Source organism: Borrelia hispanica CRI, from assembly GCF_000500065.1.
GTDB classification, from domain to species: Bacteria; Spirochaetota; Spirochaetia; order Borreliales; family Borreliaceae; genus Borrelia; species Borrelia hispanica.
In genome coordinates this window covers 383228-408480 of record NZ_AYOU01000121.1, presented here as the reverse complement: position 1 = coordinate 408480, position 25253 = coordinate 383228, and the positions used below count along the sequence as shown (strand labels likewise).

Sequence of the window (25253 nt, the reverse complement as noted above, 5' to 3'; positions counted from 1 at the left end):
TTTATGGGGTTATAAAAGTAAAATTTAAATAAAACAAAGACTCTTTTTTTAGAATACATATAAAAAGAAATTTTTTCTACCAAACTTCACCTAAATACATTTCTAAAACAAAAATATAGGAAGATAGAATATTATTAATCTACCTTCCTTTGTATTTTAAGATTATATAAATTACTTAATTGTATCTAGAATAGCTATAATCCTATTAGATACTGCCTTCATTCCAGGAATTTTAACTTTAATAAGATCTTTATATCTTTTATCAATATGCTCTATCAATTTCTTACTATCAGAATCAATTCCATCTGTTTTAGCTTTATAAGATATAATAAGACTATCTACAGCTTTCCTCCAATTTAATTTTTGTAATTGAATTTCCTCAAGCTTTGATTTAATTTCTCTTAAATCAACAAGACTCAATTTATCAAGTTTATCTCTATTCTTTTCTAATTTATTAATTATTCTCTCAAAATCAAACTGAAGAGCTACTACTACAGCATTCATTATATCGTAAATCCATGTACCCTTATTTGCATTATCCGATTCTACTTTTTTAAGAATTTCTGCAAAATCTTTTATTCTTTCTTTATTGTATAACAAAGAGGAATAAAATAATCGTCTTACTTCCTTATTATCACCATGATCTAATGTCTTATTATTAACAGCATTTAACACTAATTTAAACACTTTATCCTTCATACCATATTGATTTGCATCCTCAACTTCAGCCTTATCTTGATTTAATAATCTCATAACACTATTAATATCATTTATAAGGGCAGATATTAATTCCCCTTTCTCATCTTTTATTACAGAATCTCCTCTTACTACTTTTTCAACAGAAACTTTATTAACAACATCTTCTTTTATTGGTTCATCACCTTGAACGTTATTCACAAAATCCTGAACATTATTTACAACATCTTTTAAAAAATTATCAGGTCTTTCTTTATTATCCAATAATTTAGAATCTAGATTACAAGACGCTAACCCCAAAACTAATAATATAAACAAATTTTTTCTCACAAATATTCTCCTTCTTTAGAATTAATAATCACTATTACTAAATAGTAATGATTATTAATTAATAATATATATCACTTTATCTAAAATACAAATTTTTTTTAATTAAAATTACTATTTTTTTACATCCCTACTCTAAAATTATTTACTTATTAACAATTAATATTAATCTTAGAGTACTAAAATAAATTATACTAGTTGATATTAATCTACTAACACTAAAATACTTAAGAATTAGAAACAAAAAAATATGATTCATTAAAATATTATTTACATAACAAATACTACCAAGCTTCTTACCTAAATTCTTAAAATGATTTCCTACGTCTTCTTTCTTTGTAGTGTATTCACACTAAATCCCAAAACACCTGACATTAACTCAATAAATAAGTAAAAAACATTCTCTGCACTTTTTCCTACTTCCAGTAGTACAAATAATTATCATTTAATTTTTTCAAAAGATTAAAACTTGTTTTTTATAATTTATCTGCTTGTACAATTTTATATAATAAACTGAATATTTTTCACTAGAATATTTTATTTGCCTTATATAATATAATTTTCACTATTTATTTTGACCACCAGCACCAATCCTTTCAGACGCTACAGAAATAGCATTAGTATTAATTTTCATTGCCTCCTTTTACACTCTTAAGCCCTTCATCAATATACTCTCTTCTTATTCCTACTGTTAATGTATCTAACGCCTTTGTTACTGCGCTTACAACCGCATTTTTTACTCCAGAATTATATTCAGCAGCAGTTGCACTAGGGCCAAGCAAATTTTCCTCCCTTTGCCATCGCTCTTAACGCTATTACCCCTGCTATTGTCCCATCTTTTGCATTTGCAGCCTTAGCAGAAGCCTCATTACCATCTTTAATCATAGATCGTAATATGTCAGCACCAGTTACTGCTCCAACGGCTTTTGCTGCATCAGCTGCTGACTTCTTTGCATTTTCAGCAGCTCCAGCATTGTCACTAGCAAACAACTTACCTGCCTCACCATCAGCAGCACCTCTTGCATTAGAACCATCACTTGCCTTCTTATCGTTCCCAGCTTCTGATTAAATCTCATAAAACAACTAAGATATCTCATATAAGTTAAGACTTACTTCTTATGATTCATTATATTTTTATACAAAATTTTACAACTATACAAATCTATCCTATACAATTTTATACAATAAACCGAATATTTTTGATTAGAACATATGCATCAATCAAGTAACATATAATTAACAAGAATAACACCTCCCTCACGATTTACAGAGAGAAGTGTACACATTACAATATATATAATTTATTAATCACCATTTATACTGTTTATTTAGTAGCTGAAGTTTGAGTAGTAGAAGCTTCAGTCGCATCAGTTCCAACTGTTTCAGAGTACTGTATTTCATTAACAGCTTCTCTTATCTTATTTAGATTAATACTTACTGTTTTCCTAATTATCAAATTAAGTATTCCTAATACCTTATTGACTGCACTTGTTGCTGCTGCCTTAACTGCTCCAACATCATTAGCAGCAGCACTAAATTTACCAGCTTTAGAGTCATTGCTTTAAGAGCTACTGCTGCTGCTAGATCGGCATTAGTAGCTGCACCAGTACTATTAGCAGCCGCAATAGCAGTAGCCAGGGCTCCAGCTTCATTATTAGCACCAGCAAGTTGAACACCATCGATCTTAGCATTCTTAATTTTGTTAATCATTGCCCAAGGATCTGCTTTTGATATCTCTTCAGCTAGCTTAGGACCAGCTTGAGCAGTAGCATTATTATTTGCAGCAAGTGCAGCAGGAGCATCAGTTTGAGCACCACCTGTTACCGGATTACCAGCATTTCCATCTTCAATTTTGACGCCTGAATTTTTTGCTAATTCAATAATTTTTTTTACATTTTCAACTATAGCCTTAACATCATTTGAATCAGCAGCCACTGCGGCAGCATCAGTAGCAGTATCACCAATAATAGTGTTAGCTTTAGTCACACCAGCTAGATTGGTTACAAAAGTCATTAACTCTGTCACCACTTCACTAGAACTTTTAATAACAGCTTCTACTCCTTTTGTATCAGCATTAGAAGTAGAAACTATTTGTTTTGATAACTTATCCAATTTATCCTTAGTACTCTTTAATCCATCTCCAATAGTTTTAAAATGTTCTCCTACTTTGCTTCTATTATCGTCAGATTTAACTACATTAAACCCTAATACATCCCCTATTACACTCCCAAAAACGCCAAAAATCTCCTGAAATCCTTCTCCTATCTTTACCAATGACTCTAAAAAACTATTCTTAGCTTCCAAGTTTACCTTTCCCTCACTTACTCCCCCACTATTACATCCCATCATCACCATCATCACCATCACCATCATCAATCCCTTTACTCTTCCCCTTCTCTTACCTATTACATTCTCTGCTTATTTCCCTATTCCTTTTTTTCCTTTCATTTCTTTCTTCGCCTCCTTGTTTTTTTTTACTTTTATTTAGCTTTTCTTTTAGGAAAGACAAACACAATGAATGGGTAAACGAAAATTCATAAAAATATCTATATCAAATGCGATGATTTATTTTGCTATAAATTCGAAAATAAAAAATTTGGATTATTTACTTTTTTATATTTATAATTGTTTTGGTTTATTTTTATGTTACATTGTCATCAAAACTATATATGATTATCATTCAATCATTTCACAATACCCAACGTATTTCAACAATAAAGATTAAAATTTATTTTTCGTCAAATTAATATATTGTCTTTTTTATGTGTACAATTTCACACAAAAAACTGAATAATCTTTTTCATTAGAACATTTTAACAAAACCAAAAATAATAAAATTAATCATATAAAGCAATATATCTCCACTTAACATACTATAAAATAAAAGATACAAAGATATTAACTCTCAGTATCCTCATTTTATAACTTTATCTTTCTTATTTTATTATTACTTACATAATTTTTACTATTTATTTTGACTACCAGAATCACTCTTCTCAGATGCTACAGTAGTAGAATTAGCATTAATTTTCATTGCTTCTTTTACTTCTTTAAGTCCTGCATCTATTGTCTTTCTTATTGCTACTGTTAATGTATCTAAAGCCTTAGTTACTGAACTTGTTGCAGCACCTTTAACTGAAATAGAAACATCATTAGCATTATCACCATTAGCAAATTTACCATTCTTTGCCATAGCTCGCAATGCTATAGCTCCTGCTATAGTACCATCTTTAGGAGCTGTATCAACATTACCAGTTATTTCTTTAGCTAGCTTTGCAGCATCACCATTATCCTTAACCATAGCTTGTAATATATCAGCACCAGTTACTGCTCCAACTGCCTTTGATGCATCAGCTGCTGATTTTTTAGGAGAAGCATTTATCACAGCATTGCCAAATAATTTACCTGCTTCACCTTCACCAGCCTGAGCAGTTCTGTTACCAAGATCATCAGCCTTTTTATCAGTCCCAGCATCAGCTTTACCTACATCTTTAAGTACTATTCCCACAATTGATTTAATTCCTTTAACTAGGTCTTCTATATCAATACCCACAGCACCAGCAGCATTATTGGCAATATTACCAAGTAACTCATTGCCTTCAACACCAATAGCCTCACTTGCTGTCTTTGCTCCCTCTATTATCTTATCAAGTTTATTCTCAACCAATGTTTTCACTACAGTAGCTGTAGCCTCAGCATTTGGATTCTTCTCTTCCTTCATATCAGCAACAATTTTATTAAGTCCTGTTTTAACTCCCTCTACTGTACCCTGAACTGTCTTAAAATATTTCCCAACATCGGACTTCTTAGAATCGGCCTTCAATCCCAATACACTCCCTACCATTTCCCCAAAAGAAGTGAAAACATTCAAAAATTCATTACTCAATCCCACTAAAGACTTCAAAAATCTATTTTCAACACTCTCCTTACTCTCTCCTACTCCTCCACTATTACATCCCATCATTACCATCAACACTTTTCTATAATACTCTGCCTTTTATATCATTTATATAAAATAAAACATAATAACAAAGAAAAGAAATAATTAATATAGATAATAATAAAACTACTTTTATCGATATCTTATAATAAGAGAAAAATAAAAAATGAAAAATCATTTAACAAAAAAGAAAGCAAACCTAAACTCATATCTAAGTTTGCCTGCTACTCTCAGTATCCAATAATCTAATTCTATAAATATCTTTATTTCTATTTATTACACTAATATTTATGACGTTTTTGTTGTTTCTCTTGCTTTATCTATTCCTACCTTTGATTTTTCAAGAACACTCTTTACTGTTTTCTTAATTACATCCTCTACTGCTCCCAATAACTTATTTACTGCGGTTATCCCTACTTTTTGTACTTCTTTCCCTCCTCCCGTAACATTATCTGCTGCTCCTGATGCTAGTTTACCATCTTTATTATTTTTCCTCCTTTCATTTTCTTCGTCTCCTTATTTTATCTTACAATAAAACCTAAAGCATCTGATGCTAACTCCAAAAATGCATAAAATGCATTCTCTGCACTCCTCCCTACTTCCATCATTGCTCCACTTAATCCTCTCCCCTCTCCTCCTCCTGTCCCTTCTCCTTTCACTCCCCCACTATTACATCCCATCACTACCATCATCACCATCCCCAATACTATTCCCTTTATTCTTCACTGAACATTTTTCACTAAAACATTTTAATGAAGCAAAAAATAATATTAAGTATATAAAAAATATATCTCTATTTAAAAATGTAAAACAAAAGATACCAAGAGCTTAACTCTAAGTATCTTGTCTTTATAACTTTATTTTATTATTTGCTTATATAATATAATTTTAACTATCTATTTTGACCACCAGAATCATTCTTCTCGGATGCTATAGAAATATCATTAGTAGTCATTTTCATTGCTTCTTTTACTTACTGCTGATTCCTTTAACTGCAGTGGCAACATCAACTTTAGCGGCACCACTAGGACCAGAAAATTTACCATTCTTAGCCATTGCTCGCAACGCAATAGCACCTGCTATAGTTGCATCTTTAGCATTAGCTGCAGCAGCAATATTAGCAACAGCAGCGGTATTTTGAGCTAACTTAGCAGCATTGCCCCCAACACCTATAGAAATAGCTTTTAATATATCAGCACCAGTTACTGCCCCAACAGCCTTTGCTGCATCTTTCGCTGCTTTAGCTGCAGCAGCAGCATCACCTGCATTATCATTAGCAAATAATTTACCTGCATCACCATCAACACCACCAGCAGCAGCTCTTGCAGCACCTGCACCGCCATCAGCATCTTTAACAGGACCGTTAACATCTCCCGCCTCAGCATTTCCTTCTTTAAGTATCACTTCTACTATATTTTTAATCCCATTTATTAGATTATCAACTTCAACACCAACAGCACCAGCATTCTGAGCAGCAACATTACCAATTAATTCACTACCTTCTAATCCAATTGCCTCACTTGCTGTCTTTGCTCCTTCTATTATCTTACTAAGCTTACTCTCAACCAATGTTTTCACTGCAGTCTCAGTAGCTGCAGCATTAGGATTACTCTCTTTTTTCATATCAGCAACAATTTTATTAAGTCCTGTTTTAACTCCCTCTACTGTACCCTGTACTGTCTTAAAATAATTGCCTACATCTGATTTCTTTGAATCAACATTCAATCCCAATACACTCCCCACCATTTCCCCAAAAGAAGTGAAAACATTCAAAAATTCATTACTCAATCCCACTAAAGACTTCAAAAATCTATTCTCAACACTCTCCTTACTCTCTCCTACTCCCCCACTATTACATCCCATCACTATCATCATCATCATCATCACTAATATTACTCTTATTTTCCCCTCTGCTTTTTTCTCTCTCTTCATTCTTTTCGCCTCCTTGTTTTTTTATTTCTTTTCTAGCTCTTAATTAGCTTTCCTTTAAAAGATAGTAAGACACAAAAAATGAATGGGTAAATAACAATTCATAAAAATATCTATATAAAAATGATGATTTATATGACATATACAATACTGTAAACAAAAAAAGAGAGCTTTATTGCTCCCTTTGCCAACGTTCTTATCTAAGAATTTTATCTATACTCAATATATACTAATTCACCTACTAATTAGACTTAACCTCAGAACCTTCTCCTTCCTTAATCTCTCCCAATACCTTATTTATCCCTTTTAATCCCAAATCTACTCTATTCCTTATCGCTATTACCAACGTACTTAACACCTTATTTACTGCACTTGCTATTGTTCCATTTACTGCATTTTCTGATTTATCTTCAGTTCTTAGCCGCAAATCTACCATCTTTCACCATACCTCTCAATGCTATCCCTGCTGATATTACTGCATCTTTCTTTGTGCCCCTTCCTTTAATTTCTTTATTACCACCCTTAGCTGGAGCTACAGCAATTTCTCCCGCATCTCCCCGCTTTCTCAATTCCCTCAGTATCATTAACAAACAACAGGATTCTCTTTAGATTTAGCTATTGCTTGCAATATATCTGCTCCACTCACTGATACTTGCTAATGCCTTTGCAATATTTTCTTCTTTCGCATCACTCTTACCAACATCATCAGCAAATAGATTACCAATATCCTTCTTATCATTACCTGTTTTATCAGCATCTGAACTAACACCTCCTTTCCCTAACACAACTTAAACAACTGTCTTTATCCCCTTAACAAGAGAAATAACTGCATCTTTACTAGCAGGAGTAGCTTCTATGTCCAGTTGCAGTAGCATTTCCTATAACATCTCCTATAGCTCCTTTTCCTGCTTCTTTTGCTCCTTCTGCTATCTTATCTAATGTTCCACTAATAAATTGCTCAACAACCATTTTCACTTCTCCATAATTCCCATTCTTTTTCACAACATCGTTTAACTTACCTTTTACTAATTTCATAGTCTCAGCAATACCACTAAAATACTTTCCTATTTCACTCTTCTTCGTATCCACTCTAATCCCCAATGTCCCACTCACCATATCCTCCAAATATCACAAATACTTCTATAAATCCTTTCCTTAAATTCACCATAGAACTCAAAAACTCATTTCTTGCCTTCTCTGCTGCCAATAACCCACTATTACATCCCATAATTCCCATCATCATCATTAACACAATACTTCCCTTAATAAACCCTATTATCCTTCTTCCTTCTCCCTTTTCCCTTCCCTTTCCTCTTTGCTCTATCTCCTTTATTTTTTTTCATTTCTTTCTTCGCCTCCTTATTTCTCTTCACAAGCTTAAAGCAAAAGCAAAAACGAAATAAAAATTCATAAATGATATATAAATTGAAATTCTCTTGTTAAATGAACAAATGATAAATGTTTAATAAGACATACTAAAATGAAAATAAGGAAAACAACTATCCTTCTTACAGAAAAAAGTGTTTTCCTTAAATAACTCTATAATTCAATTTTACGATTTATTTAGTAGCAGGAATTTGAGTAGTACCAGCCTCTGGAACATTAATTCCAGTAGTCTCTGAATATTGAATTCCCTTAACAGCATCTTTAATCTTACCAAGTTCAAGATTTACTATTTTCCTAATTATTATATCCAATACTCCCAATACCTTATTTACAGCACTTGCGGCTGCTGCCTTAACAACATCAGTATCAGCATTATTGGCACTAAACTTCCCAGACTTAGTCATAGCCCTTAGTGCAACAGCCGCTGCCAAATCCGCATTGGTAGCTGCCTTAGCACCATTAGCTACATTACCACCAGTAGCTAATTCTCCAGCATTATTATTGGCACCAGCAGTAAGAGCACCAGTTTTAGTCTTAGCATTTTTAATCTTATCTATCATTGCCCATGGATCTGCTTTAGACACTTCAGCAGCTAGTTTAGCAGCATCACCAGCAGCAGCAGCAGCGTCTCCACTAAGTACAGCAGGCGCAGTATTAGCACCAGCAGCCACTTCACCACCAGCAGTTCCAGCATCAATTTTTACACCAGACTTTTCAGCAATATCAATCATATCTCTAACTTCCGCAATAACAACTTTAATGTTAGCCTCTCCAGCAGGTACTGCAGCACCAGCAGCATTATCACCAATATCAGTATTACCTTCTTTAGTTACCCCAACAAGCTTAGTTACAGAATCAATTAACTTTGAAATCACTGCGCTAGAACTTTGAATAACAGCTTCAACTCCTTTAGTATCAGCATTAGGAACAGCAACTATTTCTTTCCCTAACTCAGCTAATTTATCCTTAGTATTCTTCAATCCATCTCCAATAGTCTTAAAATGTTCTCCCACTTTGCTTCTATTATCGTCAGATTTAACAGCATTAAACCCTAATACATCCCCTATTGCACTCCCAAACCCAACAAAAATCTCCTGAAATCCTTCTCCTATCTTTACCAATGACTCTAAAAAACTATTCTTAGCTTCCAAGTTTACCTTCCCCTCTCCTCCCGCAACTCCCCCACTATTACATCCCATCATCACTACCATCACCATCACCATCATTACTTCTCTTATTCTTATCCCCTTTAATCCTCTTTTACTTCCCTTCTCTCTTCCCTTCTCTCTTCCCTTCTCTCTATACTCGCTTATACACTCTTCTATATTTCCTATTCCTTTCTTCTCTTTCATTCCTTTCCTTCGCCTCCTTGTTTTTTATTATTATTTTTAGCTTTTTTATAGCTTTTCTTTAAAAGCAGAAAACAAATAAATAAGGCTTTATACAACATACACAATACCGCAAATAAAAAAAGAGAGCTTTATTGCTCTCTTCATTAATATTTCTACCTAATCATTTTCAACTATATTAAATATATACTAATTAACCTATTAATTAGCCTTAACTTCAGAACCTTCTCCTTGCTTAATCTCTCCTAATACCTCATTAATCCCTTTTAATCCTTCATCAACTGTATTCCTGATTGCTATTACCAACGTACTTAACACCTTATTCACTGCACTTGCTACTGTTCCATTTACTGCATTCGCTGCTTTCTCTTCAGCCTTAGCAGCAAATTTACCATCCTTTGCCATCCCTCTCAATGCTATACCTCCTACTATTACTGCATCTTTCCTTATCCCATCTTTAATATCTTTATTATCTTCTTTCTTTGCAGCTGCAATTTCTGCTACATTTTTTGCATTCTCAATTTCAATCTCACCAGAAACATCAGAAGATTTAACAATCGCTTGCAATATATCAACACCACTTACTGCTCATATCGACGCACTTGATGCTGCTGCTATGGAATCAGTACTATTATCTTTACCACCAAGTAACTTACCAATTGTCTTATTTTCATCTTCCCTAGTCTTGTTAGCCTCAGCATTACCTTCATTTTCTTTTAAAACAACAGCAACAATAGCCTTAATCCCTTTAACAAGCAAATTTACTGCATCTTTATTAGCAGGAAATGCATCTTGTCCTTCTTTAGGAGCACCACCTATAGCAATATCACCCGTAGCCCCTTTAGCTGCTTCCTTTGCTCCTTCTTCGATCTTACCTATCTTCCCCAATAAATTCCTCTACCTTACCTTTCACTTTCGGATAATTCCCATTCTCTTCCAAACTCTCCCCTAATTTCACTTTTACTGTTTTCATAGTATTCCCAATCTTAGTAAAATATCCACCAATCTCACTTTTCTTTGTTTTCGCTTTTATCCCCAATGTCCCTGTAATCATATAGCCAAAACTCACAAATACTTCCAAAAATCCTTTCCCTAAATTTACCATCTCACTCAAAAACACTTTCTCTGGATCTTTCACTCCTCCACTATTAAATCCTATTATTAAAAATAAAATTACTATTATCGCTTTTATTTTTTTCTTATTACACGTGTCTCCTTCTTTTCCTTACAACAAGGAAGAAGCAAACCTAGATAAATCTCTAGACTTACCTTCTAATCTTATTCCTAAATAATCTAATTCTAAATAGCTATCTTATTTATTACTTTGCTGTTTTTAGGTTTCTTGCTTCATCTATTTTTTCTTTTGCTTTCTCAAGAATATTCTTTACTGTCTTTTTCACTATTTTTTCCACTGCTCCCAATAACTTATTTGCTGCATCTATACCCACTGTTTGCACATCGGACTTTCCTCCAGCAATATTATCTGCTGCTCCTGACGCTAACTTACCTGTCTTGACTAATGAACGTAAAGCAATTCCTCCTGCTAATGCTGTTGCTTTTGGTGTGGCATCTTTTCCTAAATAATCTCCAGCACCGCCTTTCGCAAACTCCAATGGAGTTGTATCTGCAGTTGCCTGAGCTTTTAATTCCTTCACTTCCTTTGGGTGAATTATTGATCTTAGCATTTCCTCCCCACTTACTGTTGACAATATTGCCGCTGCTTTACCTGCATCTGTCGCTCCTGGTTTGTGATTACTATCTGTAGATAATATATTAGCGCCCTCCTTATTATCTGTTCCAGTTACATTTAATACAGCAGTCCCCACTTTTGGCTCTGACACACCTACAACTATTGCTGTTTTCACTATTTCTTGCAATGCCTTAAAAACTCTCTGTAATTCCTCTGTATCTGCCCGCTACTCCTTGGGCATTAAATGCCGCCTCACCTACAACATTGTCATCACCTATTCTTCTTAATGATGCTAAATGCCCTTTTAATGTACTTAAAGTAGTTTTAGCCGTATCAACTGCCGCTCTTATTCCCTTATTTAATATACCTTCTTTATCAAAATCTGACGATGCTTTTTCTGCTACTTTCTCTAATTCTCCTGATGCAATCTCAAGTCTCTTACTCAGCCCATCAAAATAATTTCCCACTTCATTCTTCTTAGTAGTTGATTTAACAACAAATCCCAAAGAACATGAAACTAATTCCAAAAATGAGTAAAATACATTCTCCGCACTTCTCCCTACTTCCAGCAATACCTTACTTAAACTTTTAGATCCTCTCCCTTCTCCTCCCGCAACTCCCCCACTATTACAGCCCATCACTATCATCATCACCAATATTAATCCATTCATTCTCATTCTCTTCCCCATCTTCTCCTCTCCTCTCTTTTCTCTCTCTAATTCTCTTCTCCCTTTTATTTTTCCTATTCTCATTTTCCTCACCTCCTTGTTTTTTTTTACTTTATAGCTTTTCTTTAAAACTTAGTAAGACATAAAAAAATCAAAAATAAAAAATAAATGAATGGATAAATTGAATGAATAAATGAAAATTTTACTTCGTTTGTTATCAATTTAAAAACATAAAATCTTTAATATCAAATTTTCTACATACATAATACATAAACTATGTAAAATATAGTCTTTTTGATTTTAATGTATTATTTTTAATATTCAGGCTATGATGTATAATCTTTCCTAAACAATAACCATACAATAAACTTAATATTTTTCATTAGAATATAAAGAATATAAGATGGAATATATCTTATAAAAAGAAAACAACTTCCCTAAATAAAGAGAAGTGTTGTCCTTAATGATTTGATTTTTTATTACTAAAATTACTAATTTATTTAGTGGTTGTAGCTTGAGTAGTATCAGATTTAGTAGAGTCAACTCCACTAGTCTCAGAGTATTTTATTCCCTTAATTGCTTCTTTTACCTTTTCTAAATTACTTCCTACTGTTCTCTTAATTATAAAATCAAGTATTCCTAATACCTTATTTACTGCGGTTGTTGCTGCTGCTTTAACCGCATCAACTTCATTATTAGCATTATGAGCACTAAGTTTGCCTCCTTTAGTCATAGCCTTAAGAGCTACAGCTGCTGCTAAATCTGCGTTAGTAGCCGCCTTAGCTCCATTAACATCATTAGCATTAGCACCAGTAGCCAATGTTCCAGCATCATTATTATTATCAACAGTAAGTTGAGCAGTATTGGTCTTAGAATCTTTTATTTTATCAATCATTGCCCATGGGTCTGCTTTAGCCACTTCTTCAGCCAATTTAGGACCAGCTCCAGCACCTGCAGCAGCATTAGCATTAATGGTAGCAGTAGAACTACCCGCACCATTGGCAACCGAACCACCAGGAATTCCTTTCTCAATCTTTACTCCAGATGTCTCCGCTACTTTAATAATTTCTTTCACTCCTGCAATAATGGTTTCAACATTATCTTTATTAGCTGGTGCTGAAGCAGCAGCAATAGCAGTAGCAGCAATTTCAGAACCATCGTTAGTTACATCAGAAAGTTTAGTTAGTGAAGCAATTAGCTGTGTAAAAACATCATTTGCTCCTTTGATTGCACCTTTAACAGCTTCAACTGTAACTCCATCAGCATTCTTAGCCTCTGATATCTTACCTTCTAGCTCTTTTAACTTATTCTTAGTTGTTGTAAGTCCATCACCTATTTCCTTAAAGTGTTCTCCCACCTTACTTTTCTTATCCCCCGATTTAACAACAGTAAATCCAAATGCATCCCCTATTGCACTCCCAAAACCAGCAAAAATCTCCTGAAACCCCTCTCCTATCTTTACTAATGACTCTAAAAAACTATTCTTAGCTTCCAAGTTTACCTTCCCCTCTCCTCCCGCAACTCCCCCACTATTACATCCCATCATCACCACCATCACCAGCATCATCATTACTTCTCTTATTCTTATTCCCTTTACTCCTCTTTTCTTCATTCTTTTCGCCTCCTTGTTTTTTTCTTTATTGCTTTTTTATAGCTTTTCTTGGAATAACGGAAGCAAAAAAATCAACAAATGACGATCTATATAAATATTACTTATATAACATACACAACACTGCAAATAAAAAAAGAGAGCTTTATTGCTCCCTCCATTAACATTCTTATCTAAGAATTTGAACTATATTCAATATATACTAATTCACCTATTAATTAGTCTTAGCCTCAGAACCTGCTCCTTGCTTAATCTCTCCTAATACCTTATTTATCTCTTTTAATCCTTCATCCACTCTATTTCTGATTGCCACCTATCAATGTACTCAATACCTTATTTACTACACTTGCTACTGCTCCATTTTTTGCCATTCCTCTCAATACTATCCCCGCTGCTATTACCAAATTTTTCTTTGCCCCTTCCTTAATTTCTTTCTTATCATCTTCCTTCTTAGCAGCCGCAATACTTGCAACGATAATAATGGATTTACTTATATATATTGCAAAAAAGAAACATAAAAAATAAAATTTATTTAAAAAAAAAGGCAAACTAGACTCATATCTAAACTTGCCTTATATCCTAATTTCTAAATAATTTAATCTAACTATCTCTATTATTGTTGAACTGCTGCCTTTGGAGATCTTGATTTATCTATGTTTTCTTTTACTTTTTTAAGTATTTCTTTTACTGTTTTTTTCATTATATCTTCTACTGCTACTAATAGCTTATTTACTGCGGCTACTCCTACCTTTTGTACTTCTTCTTTTCCTCCCTGTGATTTATCTACTGCTCCTGATGCTAATTTTCCTGTCTTAATCAATGAACGTAGGGCTATTCCTCCTGCTACTGCTGCTGCTTTAACTGCATCTTGTGCTAAATTATCTGCAGTATTTCCTCCTTTAGCAAAACTCATTGCAGTTGTATTTCCATTTGGAGCCGATCCTCCTAGTACAGGATCACTATCTTTTGAGTCAACTATTGATGCTAATATTTCTTTACCACTTACTGTTGTTAGTATAGCTGCTGCCTTTCCTGCATCTGCTGCTGCTGGTTTAACATTACTATTTGTAGATAATATCTTAGCTCCATCTTTATTATTTGCATTATCTATTTTTACTGTTGTATTTCCTACTTCTGGCTTAACAACACCTTCTTTACCAGATGATTATGCCTTGAAATGCTTTAAGGACTTTATTTAATGCATCACCATCTGCCGCTACTCCTTCTTTATTACTTGCTGCATCACCTACCACAGCTCCATCACCGATATCTTTTAAAGACTCTAAATGCTCTTTTAATGTGTTCAAAGTAGTCTTGGCAACATTAACTGCTTCTCTAATCGCTACGGCTATTGAACCATCTTTAGATCCTTCTCCTTCCGCCTTTTTTACTACATCTTCTAACTCTTTTGATGCCGATCCAATCTTAACACTTAAATTGTCAAAATATTCTCCTACATCTTGCTTCTTTGTATCTTTAGTTGCATTAAAGCCCAAAGTATCTGAGATTAGTGCTACAAACGAGTAAAAGACATTCTCTGCACTTCTTCCTACTTCCAGCAATACCTCACTCAAACTTCCTCCTCTCCCCTCTTCTCCTCCTGTCCCTTCTCCACCTTTTACTCCTCCACTATTACATCCCATCACTATCATCATCACTATCCCTTTCATTCTTCTCCCTCTCTTCCCTCTCTCTCTTCCTCTCTCTATTTCTCTCTTCCCTTTTATTTCCCCTACTATTCCTTCTCTCTTCATTTTCTTCGCCTCCTTATTTGTTTTATTTTTTTCTAGCTTATCTTTAAAACCTAGTAAGACACAAAAACAAAATGGATACATCTATGAATAAATGACTAAACGAAAATTCATAAAATCTATATAAAAACTAAAAACTGAATATTTTCAATTAGAACAATTTAATGAAAACAATAAAATAAAAGATGCCAAGAGCTTAACTCTCAATATCTTCCCTTTATAACTTTATCTATTTTCTTAAAGTTATTATCCCAATTGAATATCTTGGTATCTATATAATTTAACTTCTTAAATAGTAGGTTTAACTACAAGCTCTGCCATTGCATCCGATACTATTTTATTAGAAGCCCTTAACAATTCATCAATTGCTTTGTTGAGTCCTCCTAATTCTTTTGCTCCTTTATCTCCATTAGGTTGACCAATTCTATCTATAGCTTTCTTCACATCATCATCCTGAGCATCATGTTCACCAAGAGCAGCATGACCTTCTTTTAATTTCTTTACAAACTCATCAATTTTACCCTTAGCTTCAGTAAATTTTGAATTAACTTCTTCAAATTTAGTAGCTTCTGCATCTAACTTACCCAATTTCTCTTTTACAGTTAATACTATCTGCAATGCCCCCGCAACTAAAGAACCAGTCTTATTAGCTTCAGCCTCAAAATTATTATTATCACTTTTAATTTTCTTCCCTATAGCTTTAGCCAGCTCATCAACCGACTTAACTAAAGTATGCACTTCCTTTACTTTCCCTGCAAACTCCACCGCACTTTTTATCTTCTCCCCTACTACCTTTAAATCAATTACACTCCCATCTGCCTTAGTCGCTTTTGCTTGACTTCCCTCACTTACTCCCCCTCCACTATTACATCCCCACCACCACCATAATCACCACCACCACCATTATTCCCTTTACTCTTCTTTTCACTCTTTTCTCTCTCATCAACTATCCTCTCATATTTATCTCTCTTGTCCCCATTTTATTTTTTGTTTATGATTTTAAGAGATAAGCTAAAAAATAAATCATAAAAACAAGGAGGCAAAGAAAAGAATGAAAGGAAAAGAAATAGGTAAGAGAAAAGGAAAGACAACGATGAATAAATAGATAATAACTAACAAATGATGTCAAAAAAGATATATTTTTTTTGACATCATAAAACAAAATATACTAAGAGATTAACTCTCAGTATATTTCTCTTATAACTTTATTTATATTATTAAAGCTATTTCTTGCTTTAATATCTTGTATTTATATATTTTAACTTCTCTAAGTAGTAGAGTTAAACTACAAGTTCTGCTATTGCATCCGATACCATTCTATTAGAAGCCGTCAACAATTCATAAACTGTTTTGTTGAGTGCGCATAATTCTTTTATTCCTTTATCTCCATCCTTTTTTACATAAGCTATAGCCTCCTCTGAAGCATCATCGCCAATACCTTCTTTGCCAAGATCACCTTTCTTTTATTGCAATTTTTTAAGAAATTTACACTTTTAATTTTAGCAGCAACAATTTTAGTCTTAATCTTTTCAGTGATACCACTTGAATACGTCTCTAACTTTACTCTGCCAATCCACCTTTACAGTAAGCATGAACTCCCTCCACTTTCCCAACAAACTCAACCACATATTTTATCTTTTTACTTACCACCTTAAAATCAATCAATATTCCATATGCCTTTGTTGCTTTACTTTGCTCTTTTACTAATCCATTATTACACATCAAACAAATTAAGTACTAAAAATTTCAAACTCCTACTTTGTATTCACAATTCAGTCATTACACACGATTTTTTTAGTAATAAATATCTCTATTCATAATTATATTTTATTTATAAAACCTTAACTAGAAAGCAATAATTTCAAGACAAAAACACAAGACAATACAATTATGATAGGAGACACATTGACATACTCTTTCCTTAAAAAATTATATAATAAACTCATAATTACATAAAAAGTTATTCCAATACCGATTCCTGAAGCTATATTATAAGTTAACGGAATTAACAATAATATCAAAAAACTTGGAATAGCTTCTTTCATATTCGTAAAATCAATATTTTTGATCTCCTTACACATTAAAAACCCAACATATATTAAAGTAGCTGATATCGCACTAGTTGGAACAGCAATAAATAAAGGTGCAAAAAATATTGATAATATAAATAAAATTCCTGTCATAATTGATGTAACCCCAGTACGTCCTCCTGCTGCCACTCCCGTAGAACTTTCAATATAAGTTGTAACAGTAGATACTCCCATAATCGCACCAAAAGTTGTAGCAATAGCATCGACTAATAATATCTTACCGGCACTACGTACATTACCATCACTATCAACCATATTTCCCTTAGTAGCAACTCCCACTAAAGTTCCAAGCGTATCAAAAATATCATTAAATAATAAAATAAATACTATAAAAATAAAATTCCATAAATTTCCATTTACAATATAAGAAAAATTTAATTTATTAAATATAGGGAAAAACGATTCGTATCTTAAAAATCCATCTGGCAATTTAAATCCAATACTCATAGCAGATTCTCTATCAAACAAACAATAACCCCAAGATATTAAAGTAATAATACAAATTGACAATAATATACTTCCTCTAATACCCTTCATCTCAAAAATATATATTAAGAGAAAACCTAACAATGTCATCAAAACTTGTAAATCTATAAAATTACCGATACCAATTAATGTGGCTTCATTCTTAACTATAATATTACTATTAACTAAACCAATAAAAGCAATAAAAAATCCAATACCAACAGAAATAGAATATTTTAAATTCATTGGTATAGCATTTATGATATTTTCTCTAATCTTTGACAAAGATAAAATAATAAACAGAATTCCTTCAACAAACACTGCGGCCAAAGCCACTTCCCAAGGTATATTCATTCCTTTTACAATAGAAAAAGCAAAAAATGCATTGGTCCCCATCCCAGACGCTAAAGCTAAAGGAGTATTTGTTACTACACCCATCATAATTGTAGCAAGCCCAGCTGTTATACATGTAGCTGTTATCAATGCTCCCATAGGCATTCCCGCATTAGATAATATTAAAGGATTTACTATTATTATATATCCCATACTTAAAAATGTTGTAATTCCAGCAATTATTTCTCTTTTGTAATCAATTTTGTCCTTTTTCATACTATTTTAACGCTCCTTTACAAAATATACATACACATTTAGTTCAAAATATTTAAAGATACAAATTTTACAACATTTTCTTATAAAGAATTTATTGTATCATGATTAAAAAACTAATATGATAAAAATTATTGAACAAAACTACAAATATCATACATGAAATACAAAATTTAATAATAGAAATTACAAATACAAATGAATGGGTTGATTTGAAGATCCCCGCCATTCATCTTGATCATCGATTTTGAAACTTTACTCTTTTTAAAATAGATGCTTACTTATACAACTTCCTATGTCAATATTTAGTAACCAATCTACATGGTTATAATTGTCCCTCTAATTCCCTTTATCCCTTCAATAATTTTATCAAGTGACGTAATAATTGCCTCTCTATTCTCTCTAGACTTTACAAAGTTAATACTTGCCTCTATTTTAGGCAACATAGAACCTGCTGCAAAGTGACTCTCTTTGATATATTTCTCTAAATCACCAATACTTACTTTGCTCAGTAAACTTTCATTGCTTTTGCCAAAATTTAACGCTACCTGCTCAACAGCAGTAATGATTAATAACTGATCTGCTCCTATATCTTGTCCTAATTTAGACGATGCAAAATCCTTATCAATTACTCCACTTATTCCCTTAATAACTCCTCTTTCATCTTTTATAACAGGTATACCACCTCCTCCACAAGCAATAACTATACATCCTTTGTTAATTAATTCAATTATCTCTTCAATTTCTATAATCTCAATAGGCTTAGGTGATGCCACCACTCTCCTATACCCTCTTCCACTATCTTCTTTTAAAGTATATCCCTCACTCTCAAGCTCTTTTGCTCGTATCTTATCATAAAATGGACCAATAGGTTTGCTAGGATTATTAAAACACTCATCTTCCTTATCTACCAAAACTTGAGTCAACACTACTATTACTTTTCGTTTAATTCCCCGCCTACAGATCTCATTCCTTAATGCCTGCTCAATATAATATCCTATCATCCCTTGACTCATACCAACACACACATCAAGTGGTGCCAATGGCGTCTCCTTGCACATTTCATTTTCTAGCAAAATTCTTCCCACTTGAGGACCATTACCATGACTAATCACTATCTCATAACCATATTCTATTAAATCCACTATACCACATACACTACTTTCTATCCTTGACAATTGCTCACAAAATGTTCCATCTCCACATTCTAAAGCATTTCCTCCAAGGCTTACTACAATTCTTTTATTCATACATAACTCCTTAAATAGTACATACTATAAATATACATTTGCCATTATTACTAAAATACATATTACAAATTCAATCACAAAAATTGGCATCACAAACTTAAACCAACTACCATAACTAAGTCTTGCCATTCCCAATACAGCCATGATAACCCCACTTGTTGGCGTTAACAAATTTACCAAACCTGATGCTGTCTGCATAGCCAATACAACTGACGATCTTGGCATATCTAAAAAATCAGCCAATGGAGCCATCATTGACATTGTTAAACTTGCATGTCCTGATGAAGAGGGCACAATAAAACCTATAAATATCTGTACAAGTTCATTTAAAATAATAAACATACCTTTAGGTACCCCATACAAAAATTCTGATGCAGCATGTAAAATTGTTCCTGTAATCATGCCTTCATCAGCTACAATCATTACTCCCCGAGCCATACCTATAATAAGTGCTGCTGTTATCATATCTTTAGCTCCCTCTACAAAGGTATCCCACATTTTAGATTCATTCATTTTACATATAAACGCAGATAGAATCGCTGTACCAAGATATAACATTGTCATCTCTTGCATCCACCAACCAAGCTCTAAAATACTATATATTAAAAATACAACCATTATTCCATACAATACTAATACCATTTTCCGTCTATTTGTAAATTCTGGCATACTATCACTCTTATCATCACTCCTACCTTTAACAAATAGATTATAATTCTCTTCCCTTTGAGAATATACTATAGATCTTTTAGGATCATTCTTAACTCTAATTGCATATATCAATACATATGCTATAGCTACAAAAACAGAAACTATGTATAAAACAATACGAAAATAAAAACCGTCCTTTATTTCAATACCAGCTATCGCTGATGCTATCCCCGTAGCAAATGGATTAATAGTAGATGCCATAGTTCCAACACCAGCCCCTAGTCCAATAATTGCAACAGCTACAACACTATCATAACCTAAAGCTATTACCAGTGGGATCATAATTAGATAAAATGGTAGTGTTTCTTCATACATCCCCGTTGTAGTTCCGCCTATGGAAAAAATAAACATCATCAAGGGTATCAAAAGTCTATCCTTATTTCCCATTTTCTTAATTGCTGCGGCTATTCCTGCATCAACCGCTCCCGTCCCTAAAATAATTCCATAAGCTCCACCAACAATTAAAACAAATACAATAACTTCAACAGCATGTTCCATTCCTTTAGCCATTGCTGTTAAAATAATAAAAATGCCATCCCAAAATCCCCTAGATGCTCTGTCTACTGCATGATAAGTCCCAGCCACAACAACTTCTTGCAAATTACCATTCACTTCTCTATTTTCTTTATGAAATTCACCTGCAGGAACTATATAAGTTAATATTGTCATAAACACTATTAAAGCAAATACTATCGTAAAACTACTTGGCATTTTATTTTTTTGAACCATTTTATCTCTCCTAATACATATTTACATTTTGATAATAAAATTTATAACCAATTTATCCCAAAGTACCAACCATGACGGCTTTAATAGTATGCAACCTATTTTCAGCCTCATCAAAAACAACAGATCGATCACTCTCAAAAACATCATGAGTAACCTCAATACCTTTAAGTCCATATTTTTCAAAAACTTCTCTACCAACTACCGTATTTAAATCATGAAAAGCTGGTAAACAATGCATAAAGATTGCATCCTTCTTTGCCAACTGCATAAGTTCACTATTGACTTGATATGGTCTTAATAATTTAATTCGCTCATCCCAATTAGTCTCACCCATAGATACCCATACATCAGTATAAACAACATCAACATCTCTAACTGTCTCTTCAATAGAACTAGAAATAATAATACTACCCCCACTCTTATCAGCAATCAATTTTGTTTTGGCTACCAACTCTGGATCTGGGAAGAGTTCTGTTGGTGCAAAGATCCTAAAGTCCATTCCCATAATAGAACATCCTTCCATTAAAGAATTAGCCATGTTATTTCTACCATCACCACAAAATACCATCTTTAAACCTTTCAAACATCCTTTATGTTCTTCAATAGTCATAAAATCAGCAAGTATTTGCGTTGGATGAGCAATATCTGTTAATCCATTATAAACTGGCACATTAGAATATCTAGCTAAATCCTCAACCGCTTCTTGCGAAAATCCTCTAAATTCAATAGCATCATACATTCTTCCCAATACCCTTGCAGTATCAGCTATAGATTCTTTTTTTCCTATCTGACTTCCTGTTGGCCCCAAATAAGTCACATGAGCTCCTTGATCATAGGCAGCAACTTCAAAAGCACATCTTGTTCTTGTTGAATCCTTTTCAAAAATTATAACTATATTTTTACCCTTAAGTTTTTGTTCTTCAACTCCTGATTGTTTAACTTTTTTCAATTTATGAGACAAATCAAGCAAATATTTAATATCATCTTGAGTAAAATCTAAAAGCCTTAAAAAACTTCTATTGCGCAAACTATCTTGTAAATTATACATAAACATTTTCTCCCTTAACTAAATATCTTCTCTTATCAAAGGCATGGACATACATCTTGGTCCACCCCTTCCTCGTGAAAGTTCACTAGAAGGAATTTGATAAACCTTAATTCCAAATTCTTCAAGTAATTTATTAGTCATATGATTTCTAGAATAAACTATTACTTCTCCAGGTGCTATTGCTAAAGTATTAGCACCATCATTCCATTGTTCTCGTGCTCCATGAATTAAATCTCCCCCAGCACACTTTATTATATTAACCTTACATCCAAGATAAAAACCTAAAATATCTTCCAATTTTGCCTTTTCGCTCTTAACTTTAATACTGCCAGAACTCACATCATAAGTTAAAGCGTAAATTGTAAATTTCATATCATCACTAATAAAACTTGTAAAAGTAGTATGATCAATTTGAGTAAAAACAGTATCCAAATGCATATAGGCTCTACTCTGTGGAATTTGAAAAGCCAAAATTGTATTAAATGATGTTTTTTGCTCAAAAAGTTTTCGTGCCACTTTTTCAACAGACTCAGACTCGGTCCTCTCAGAAACACCAATAGCTAAAACATCTCGACTTAAAACTAATTCATCTCCACCTTCTAAAGTAGTATCCTCATCCCTATTATACCATATAGGAACATTGTCTTTATAAATAGGATGGTACTTAAAAATATATTCTGCAAATATTGTTTCTCTATGTCTAGTCTTAGTAGACATCCTATTTATTGTCACACCATGTCCAATACTTGCAAAAGGATCCCTTGTAAAAAGTATATTGGGCATGGGATCAATAATCAAAGGATATTCACTATTTACTAAATAATTTAGAGAATCAGATTTATAATTTTTCAGATCATCTCTCGTCACACCAGCTATCATATTTGAAATCATATCATTAACAGACATATTACAAAAATAGTCTTTCAAAGCTCTAGTTTTATTTTCAGTCCTAATCCCTGCCTCCAAAATAAACTGAGATATGAATTGTTCTTTTATACTATCATCATAAGAAAGAGTCTCCCTAATCAAATCTTCAATATAAACAACCTCAACTCCATGACCTCTTAAAGTATCCGCAAAAGCATCATGTTCTTGTATAGCCACATTGAGATAAGGAATGTCATCAAACAACAATCTCTTCATTATTGAAGGAGTCAAATTTTCCAATTCTTGACCCGGTCTATGTAGCAACACCTTTTTTAAACGACCTATTTCTGAAAATACATTTATTGGTTTTAAATACTGCATAATAAAAACCCCTGTTTTTATAAAAAGTTTAAAAAAATTTTAAATATAGCATATTTCTAATATATATATACTTAACATAATAAAACTTAAGCAACAAAAAATCAATATAATTAAAACTTATAAAAAACAATAAACATAATATTCAAAATTGAAATATAATAAAATAAATACGATAATATATTGACATGAAAAATCTTATATGCACATTTCAACTAATAAGTCTTTATCTCATATACTCCTGTGCCTTATTTACTACAGATAACCAAATAAACAATGGCTCAAATACCATTTATTTAACCCATAATGCTCCACCCACTCATACTCTCATAACAAATAATACACATACCACATATCACATACCATCACATCTAATAGATAAATTATTACAATATGCAAATGATCCCAATTTATTAAAAATATTAGCAATCGATTTAAAAATAAGTCCACAAAAAATCAAAGAAATACAAAATTATTTACTAGCTTATCAAAAACATCTAAATAATTCACAAGAATGGAATAAATTTCTCCAACAAAGCAATATCAATGGATACCTAACCATCAAAATTAACACAAGCTTCAAGAAAAAATCTGATATAGAACAAATAAGTTTAATAAACAAAAATTTTGCAGAATTAACAGAAACACAAATGTATTTAGAAAAAGAAATTTTAACAGAATTAGAACAAATATTTTATGAAAACAACATGGGATATATACCTATCAATAATATTGATTCATTTTTTCCTCAGGAAAACGCAAGAAACTATACCATAAACAAAGACATAATAAATGGAACTGAATACATATCCCCACACATAATAGCAAATCAACTATTAAAAATCAAAGACAAAAAATATTTTAAAAACTTCATGATTCATCTGCAAATCAACAATAATACAATAAAAAAAATGCTACTAAAACAAACAATTGTTGATGAACACAATAACCTATATGATTCAATAAAATCACAACAAAAACTAGACTCTATGAAAAATATTATAGATCCAGAAACAGGTATGGAAATTACACCTCAAAAATTAAGATCTATTTTATCACATGGAGACATATTATTAATAAAACCAAAAATAGACTGGACTGACTTCTTTTACTTTTGGCAACACACAGGAGTATTTGATGCTGAAAAATATGATAATACAAAAAAAATTGCATTTGAAGGAAAAGATAGCTTTGATATAAAATCAGTAATTACAAGTAATCAAATTAAATTTGATACAGCTTCTGTCCAAGGATCGGGATATGAAAAACTCTCAACCTATATACAGTCAAGAATACTAAAAATATTTTCACCCATAACAAATAAAAGAATTATTCAAAAAGCAATGAATTTTGCTAGAAATAGATATATTGACAATAATTTTGGATATATGGTTCCCCTTTTGTCTTCTAATATGTGGACTGATTCAATTAATCTTGAGGATATCCACCATAAAACTTACTGTTCCTTAGTAGTTGATAGAATATACAGAATAGCAGGTCTTAATATTTCACGAAATTATGAAATATCTGGAATAATAACCCCTGGAGACATAAATGCAGCTGCCTATGATTTTTATATGTCATATACAATAGCAGGCATATTTCCCAGCACCTTACCAAATAGAATCATCAAGCCAACTCTTAGAGAAAAATTTATTGGATATAGCAAAGAAATAAAAGAATCCATAGAAACACAAAATGCAAATGAAAAAAAATTTGGTAAGTCTTGTAATATAACTAACATCTGGTGCTTAGGGAGTTAAA

Annotated in this window: 13 protein-coding genes and 11 pseudogenes; 1 reads left to right on the top strand and 23 read right to left on the bottom strand. The window is 32.5% G+C overall.

The annotated features are described in order from the left end of the window. Positions 1 to 171 precede the first annotated feature (171 nt). From U880_RS0105440 to arcA, 23 genes and pseudogenes are all read right to left on the bottom strand, one after another. Positions 172 to 1026, bottom strand: a complete 855-nt coding sequence (locus U880_RS0105440) for a complement regulator-acquiring protein (RefSeq protein ID WP_024655101.1) — start codon at positions 1024 to 1026, stop codon at positions 172 to 174. 283 nt (positions 1027 to 1309) lie between these two features. Then, positions 1310 to 1455, bottom strand: a pseudogene (locus U880_RS11825) (variable large family protein); the annotation flags it as partial. A gap of 133 nt (positions 1456 to 1588) precedes the next feature. Next, a pseudogene (locus U880_RS10875) lies at positions 1589 to 2085 on the bottom strand (variable large family protein); the annotation flags it as partial. A gap of 262 nt (positions 2086 to 2347) precedes the next feature. Beyond that, positions 2348 to 3396: pseudogene (locus tag U880_RS10125) on the bottom strand (variable large family protein). 592 nt (positions 3397 to 3988) lie between these two features. Next, positions 3989 to 4993 (bottom strand): variable large family protein, encoded by a 1005-nt coding sequence (locus tag U880_RS0105420; protein WP_051373882.1) that lies wholly within the window; start codon positions 4991 to 4993, stop codon positions 3989 to 3991. Positions 4994 to 5251: 258 nt separating this feature from the next. After that, positions 5252 to 5446, bottom strand: a pseudogene (locus U880_RS11820) (variable large family protein); the annotation flags it as partial. A gap of 44 nt (positions 5447 to 5490) precedes the next feature. Beyond that, positions 5491 to 5661 (bottom strand): annotated as a pseudogene (locus U880_RS11815) (variable large family protein); the annotation flags it as partial. Between the two features lie 194 nt (positions 5662 to 5855). Further along, positions 5856 to 6895, bottom strand: a pseudogene (locus tag U880_RS10120) (variable large family protein). Between the two features lie 238 nt (positions 6896 to 7133). After that, positions 7134 to 8138, bottom strand: a pseudogene (locus U880_RS10115) (variable large family protein). Between the two features lie 313 nt (positions 8139 to 8451). Continuing rightward, entirely contained in the window at positions 8452 to 9504 is a 1053-nt protein-coding gene (locus tag U880_RS0105370) for a variable large family protein (RefSeq protein ID WP_235048018.1), read from the bottom strand. 324 nt (positions 9505 to 9828) lie between these two features. After that, positions 9829 to 10819 (bottom strand): annotated as a pseudogene (locus tag U880_RS10110) (variable large family protein). A 127-nt stretch (positions 10820 to 10946) separates the two neighbouring features. Then, positions 10947 to 12006, bottom strand: a pseudogene (locus tag U880_RS10105) (variable large family protein). 475 nt (positions 12007 to 12481) lie between these two features. Then, complete coding sequence (locus tag U880_RS0105350) at positions 12482 to 13597, bottom strand: variable large family protein (protein WP_024655095.1); 1116 nt, start codon at positions 13595 to 13597, stop codon at positions 12482 to 12484. A gap of 211 nt (positions 13598 to 13808) precedes the next feature. Further along, positions 13809 to 14064, bottom strand: a pseudogene (locus U880_RS0105340) (variable large family protein); the annotation flags it as partial. Between the two features lie 143 nt (positions 14065 to 14207). Next, positions 14208 to 15264 (bottom strand): annotated as a pseudogene (locus U880_RS11525) (variable large family protein). 369 nt (positions 15265 to 15633) lie between these two features. Further along, complete coding sequence (locus tag U880_RS10095; RefSeq protein ID WP_326942973.1) at positions 15634 to 16110, bottom strand: Vsp/OspC family lipoprotein; 477 nt, start codon at positions 16108 to 16110, stop codon at positions 15634 to 15636. A 515-nt stretch (positions 16111 to 16625) separates the two neighbouring features. Beyond that, on the bottom strand, positions 16626 to 16754 hold the full coding sequence (locus U880_RS11810) for a Vsp/OspC family lipoprotein (RefSeq protein WP_235048017.1): 129 nt from the start codon (positions 16752 to 16754) through the stop codon (positions 16626 to 16628). 151 nt (positions 16755 to 16905) lie between these two features. After that, positions 16906 to 17070 (bottom strand): hypothetical protein, encoded by a 165-nt coding sequence (locus tag U880_RS11805; RefSeq protein ID WP_235048012.1) that lies wholly within the window; start codon positions 17068 to 17070, stop codon positions 16906 to 16908. 116 nt (positions 17071 to 17186) lie between these two features. Beyond that, complete coding sequence (locus U880_RS0105320; RefSeq protein ID WP_024655093.1) at positions 17187 to 18509, bottom strand: NCS2 family permease; 1323 nt, start codon at positions 18507 to 18509, stop codon at positions 17187 to 17189. A gap of 314 nt (positions 18510 to 18823) precedes the next feature. Continuing rightward, on the bottom strand, positions 18824 to 19756 hold the full coding sequence (arcC, locus tag U880_RS0105315; protein ID WP_024655092.1) for a carbamate kinase: 933 nt from the start codon (positions 19754 to 19756) through the stop codon (positions 18824 to 18826). Positions 19757 to 19780: 24 nt separating this feature from the next. Continuing rightward, the gene (locus U880_RS0105310; RefSeq protein ID WP_024655091.1) at positions 19781 to 21196 is read right to left on the bottom strand and encodes a YfcC family protein; all 1416 of its coding nucleotides are present in this window, start codon (positions 21194 to 21196) and stop codon (positions 19781 to 19783) included. Between the two features lie 52 nt (positions 21197 to 21248). After that, positions 21249 to 22244 carry an ornithine carbamoyltransferase gene (gene argF / locus U880_RS0105305; RefSeq protein ID WP_024655090.1) on the bottom strand — a complete coding sequence of 332 codons (996 nt, stop codon included), beginning with the start codon at positions 22242 to 22244 and terminating at the stop codon, positions 21249 to 21251. Between the two features lie 18 nt (positions 22245 to 22262). Then, a complete protein-coding gene (gene arcA, locus U880_RS0105300; RefSeq protein ID WP_038359270.1) occupies positions 22263 to 23492 on the bottom strand; it encodes an arginine deiminase in 1230 nt (409 codons plus the stop codon). A 185-nt stretch (positions 23493 to 23677) separates the two neighbouring features. On the opposite strand from arcA, the gene U880_RS0105295 reads away from it, so the two are divergent. After that, entirely contained in the window at positions 23678 to 25252 is a 1575-nt protein-coding gene (locus U880_RS0105295; RefSeq protein WP_024655088.1) for a hypothetical protein, read from the top strand. Position 25253 lies beyond the last annotated feature (1 nt).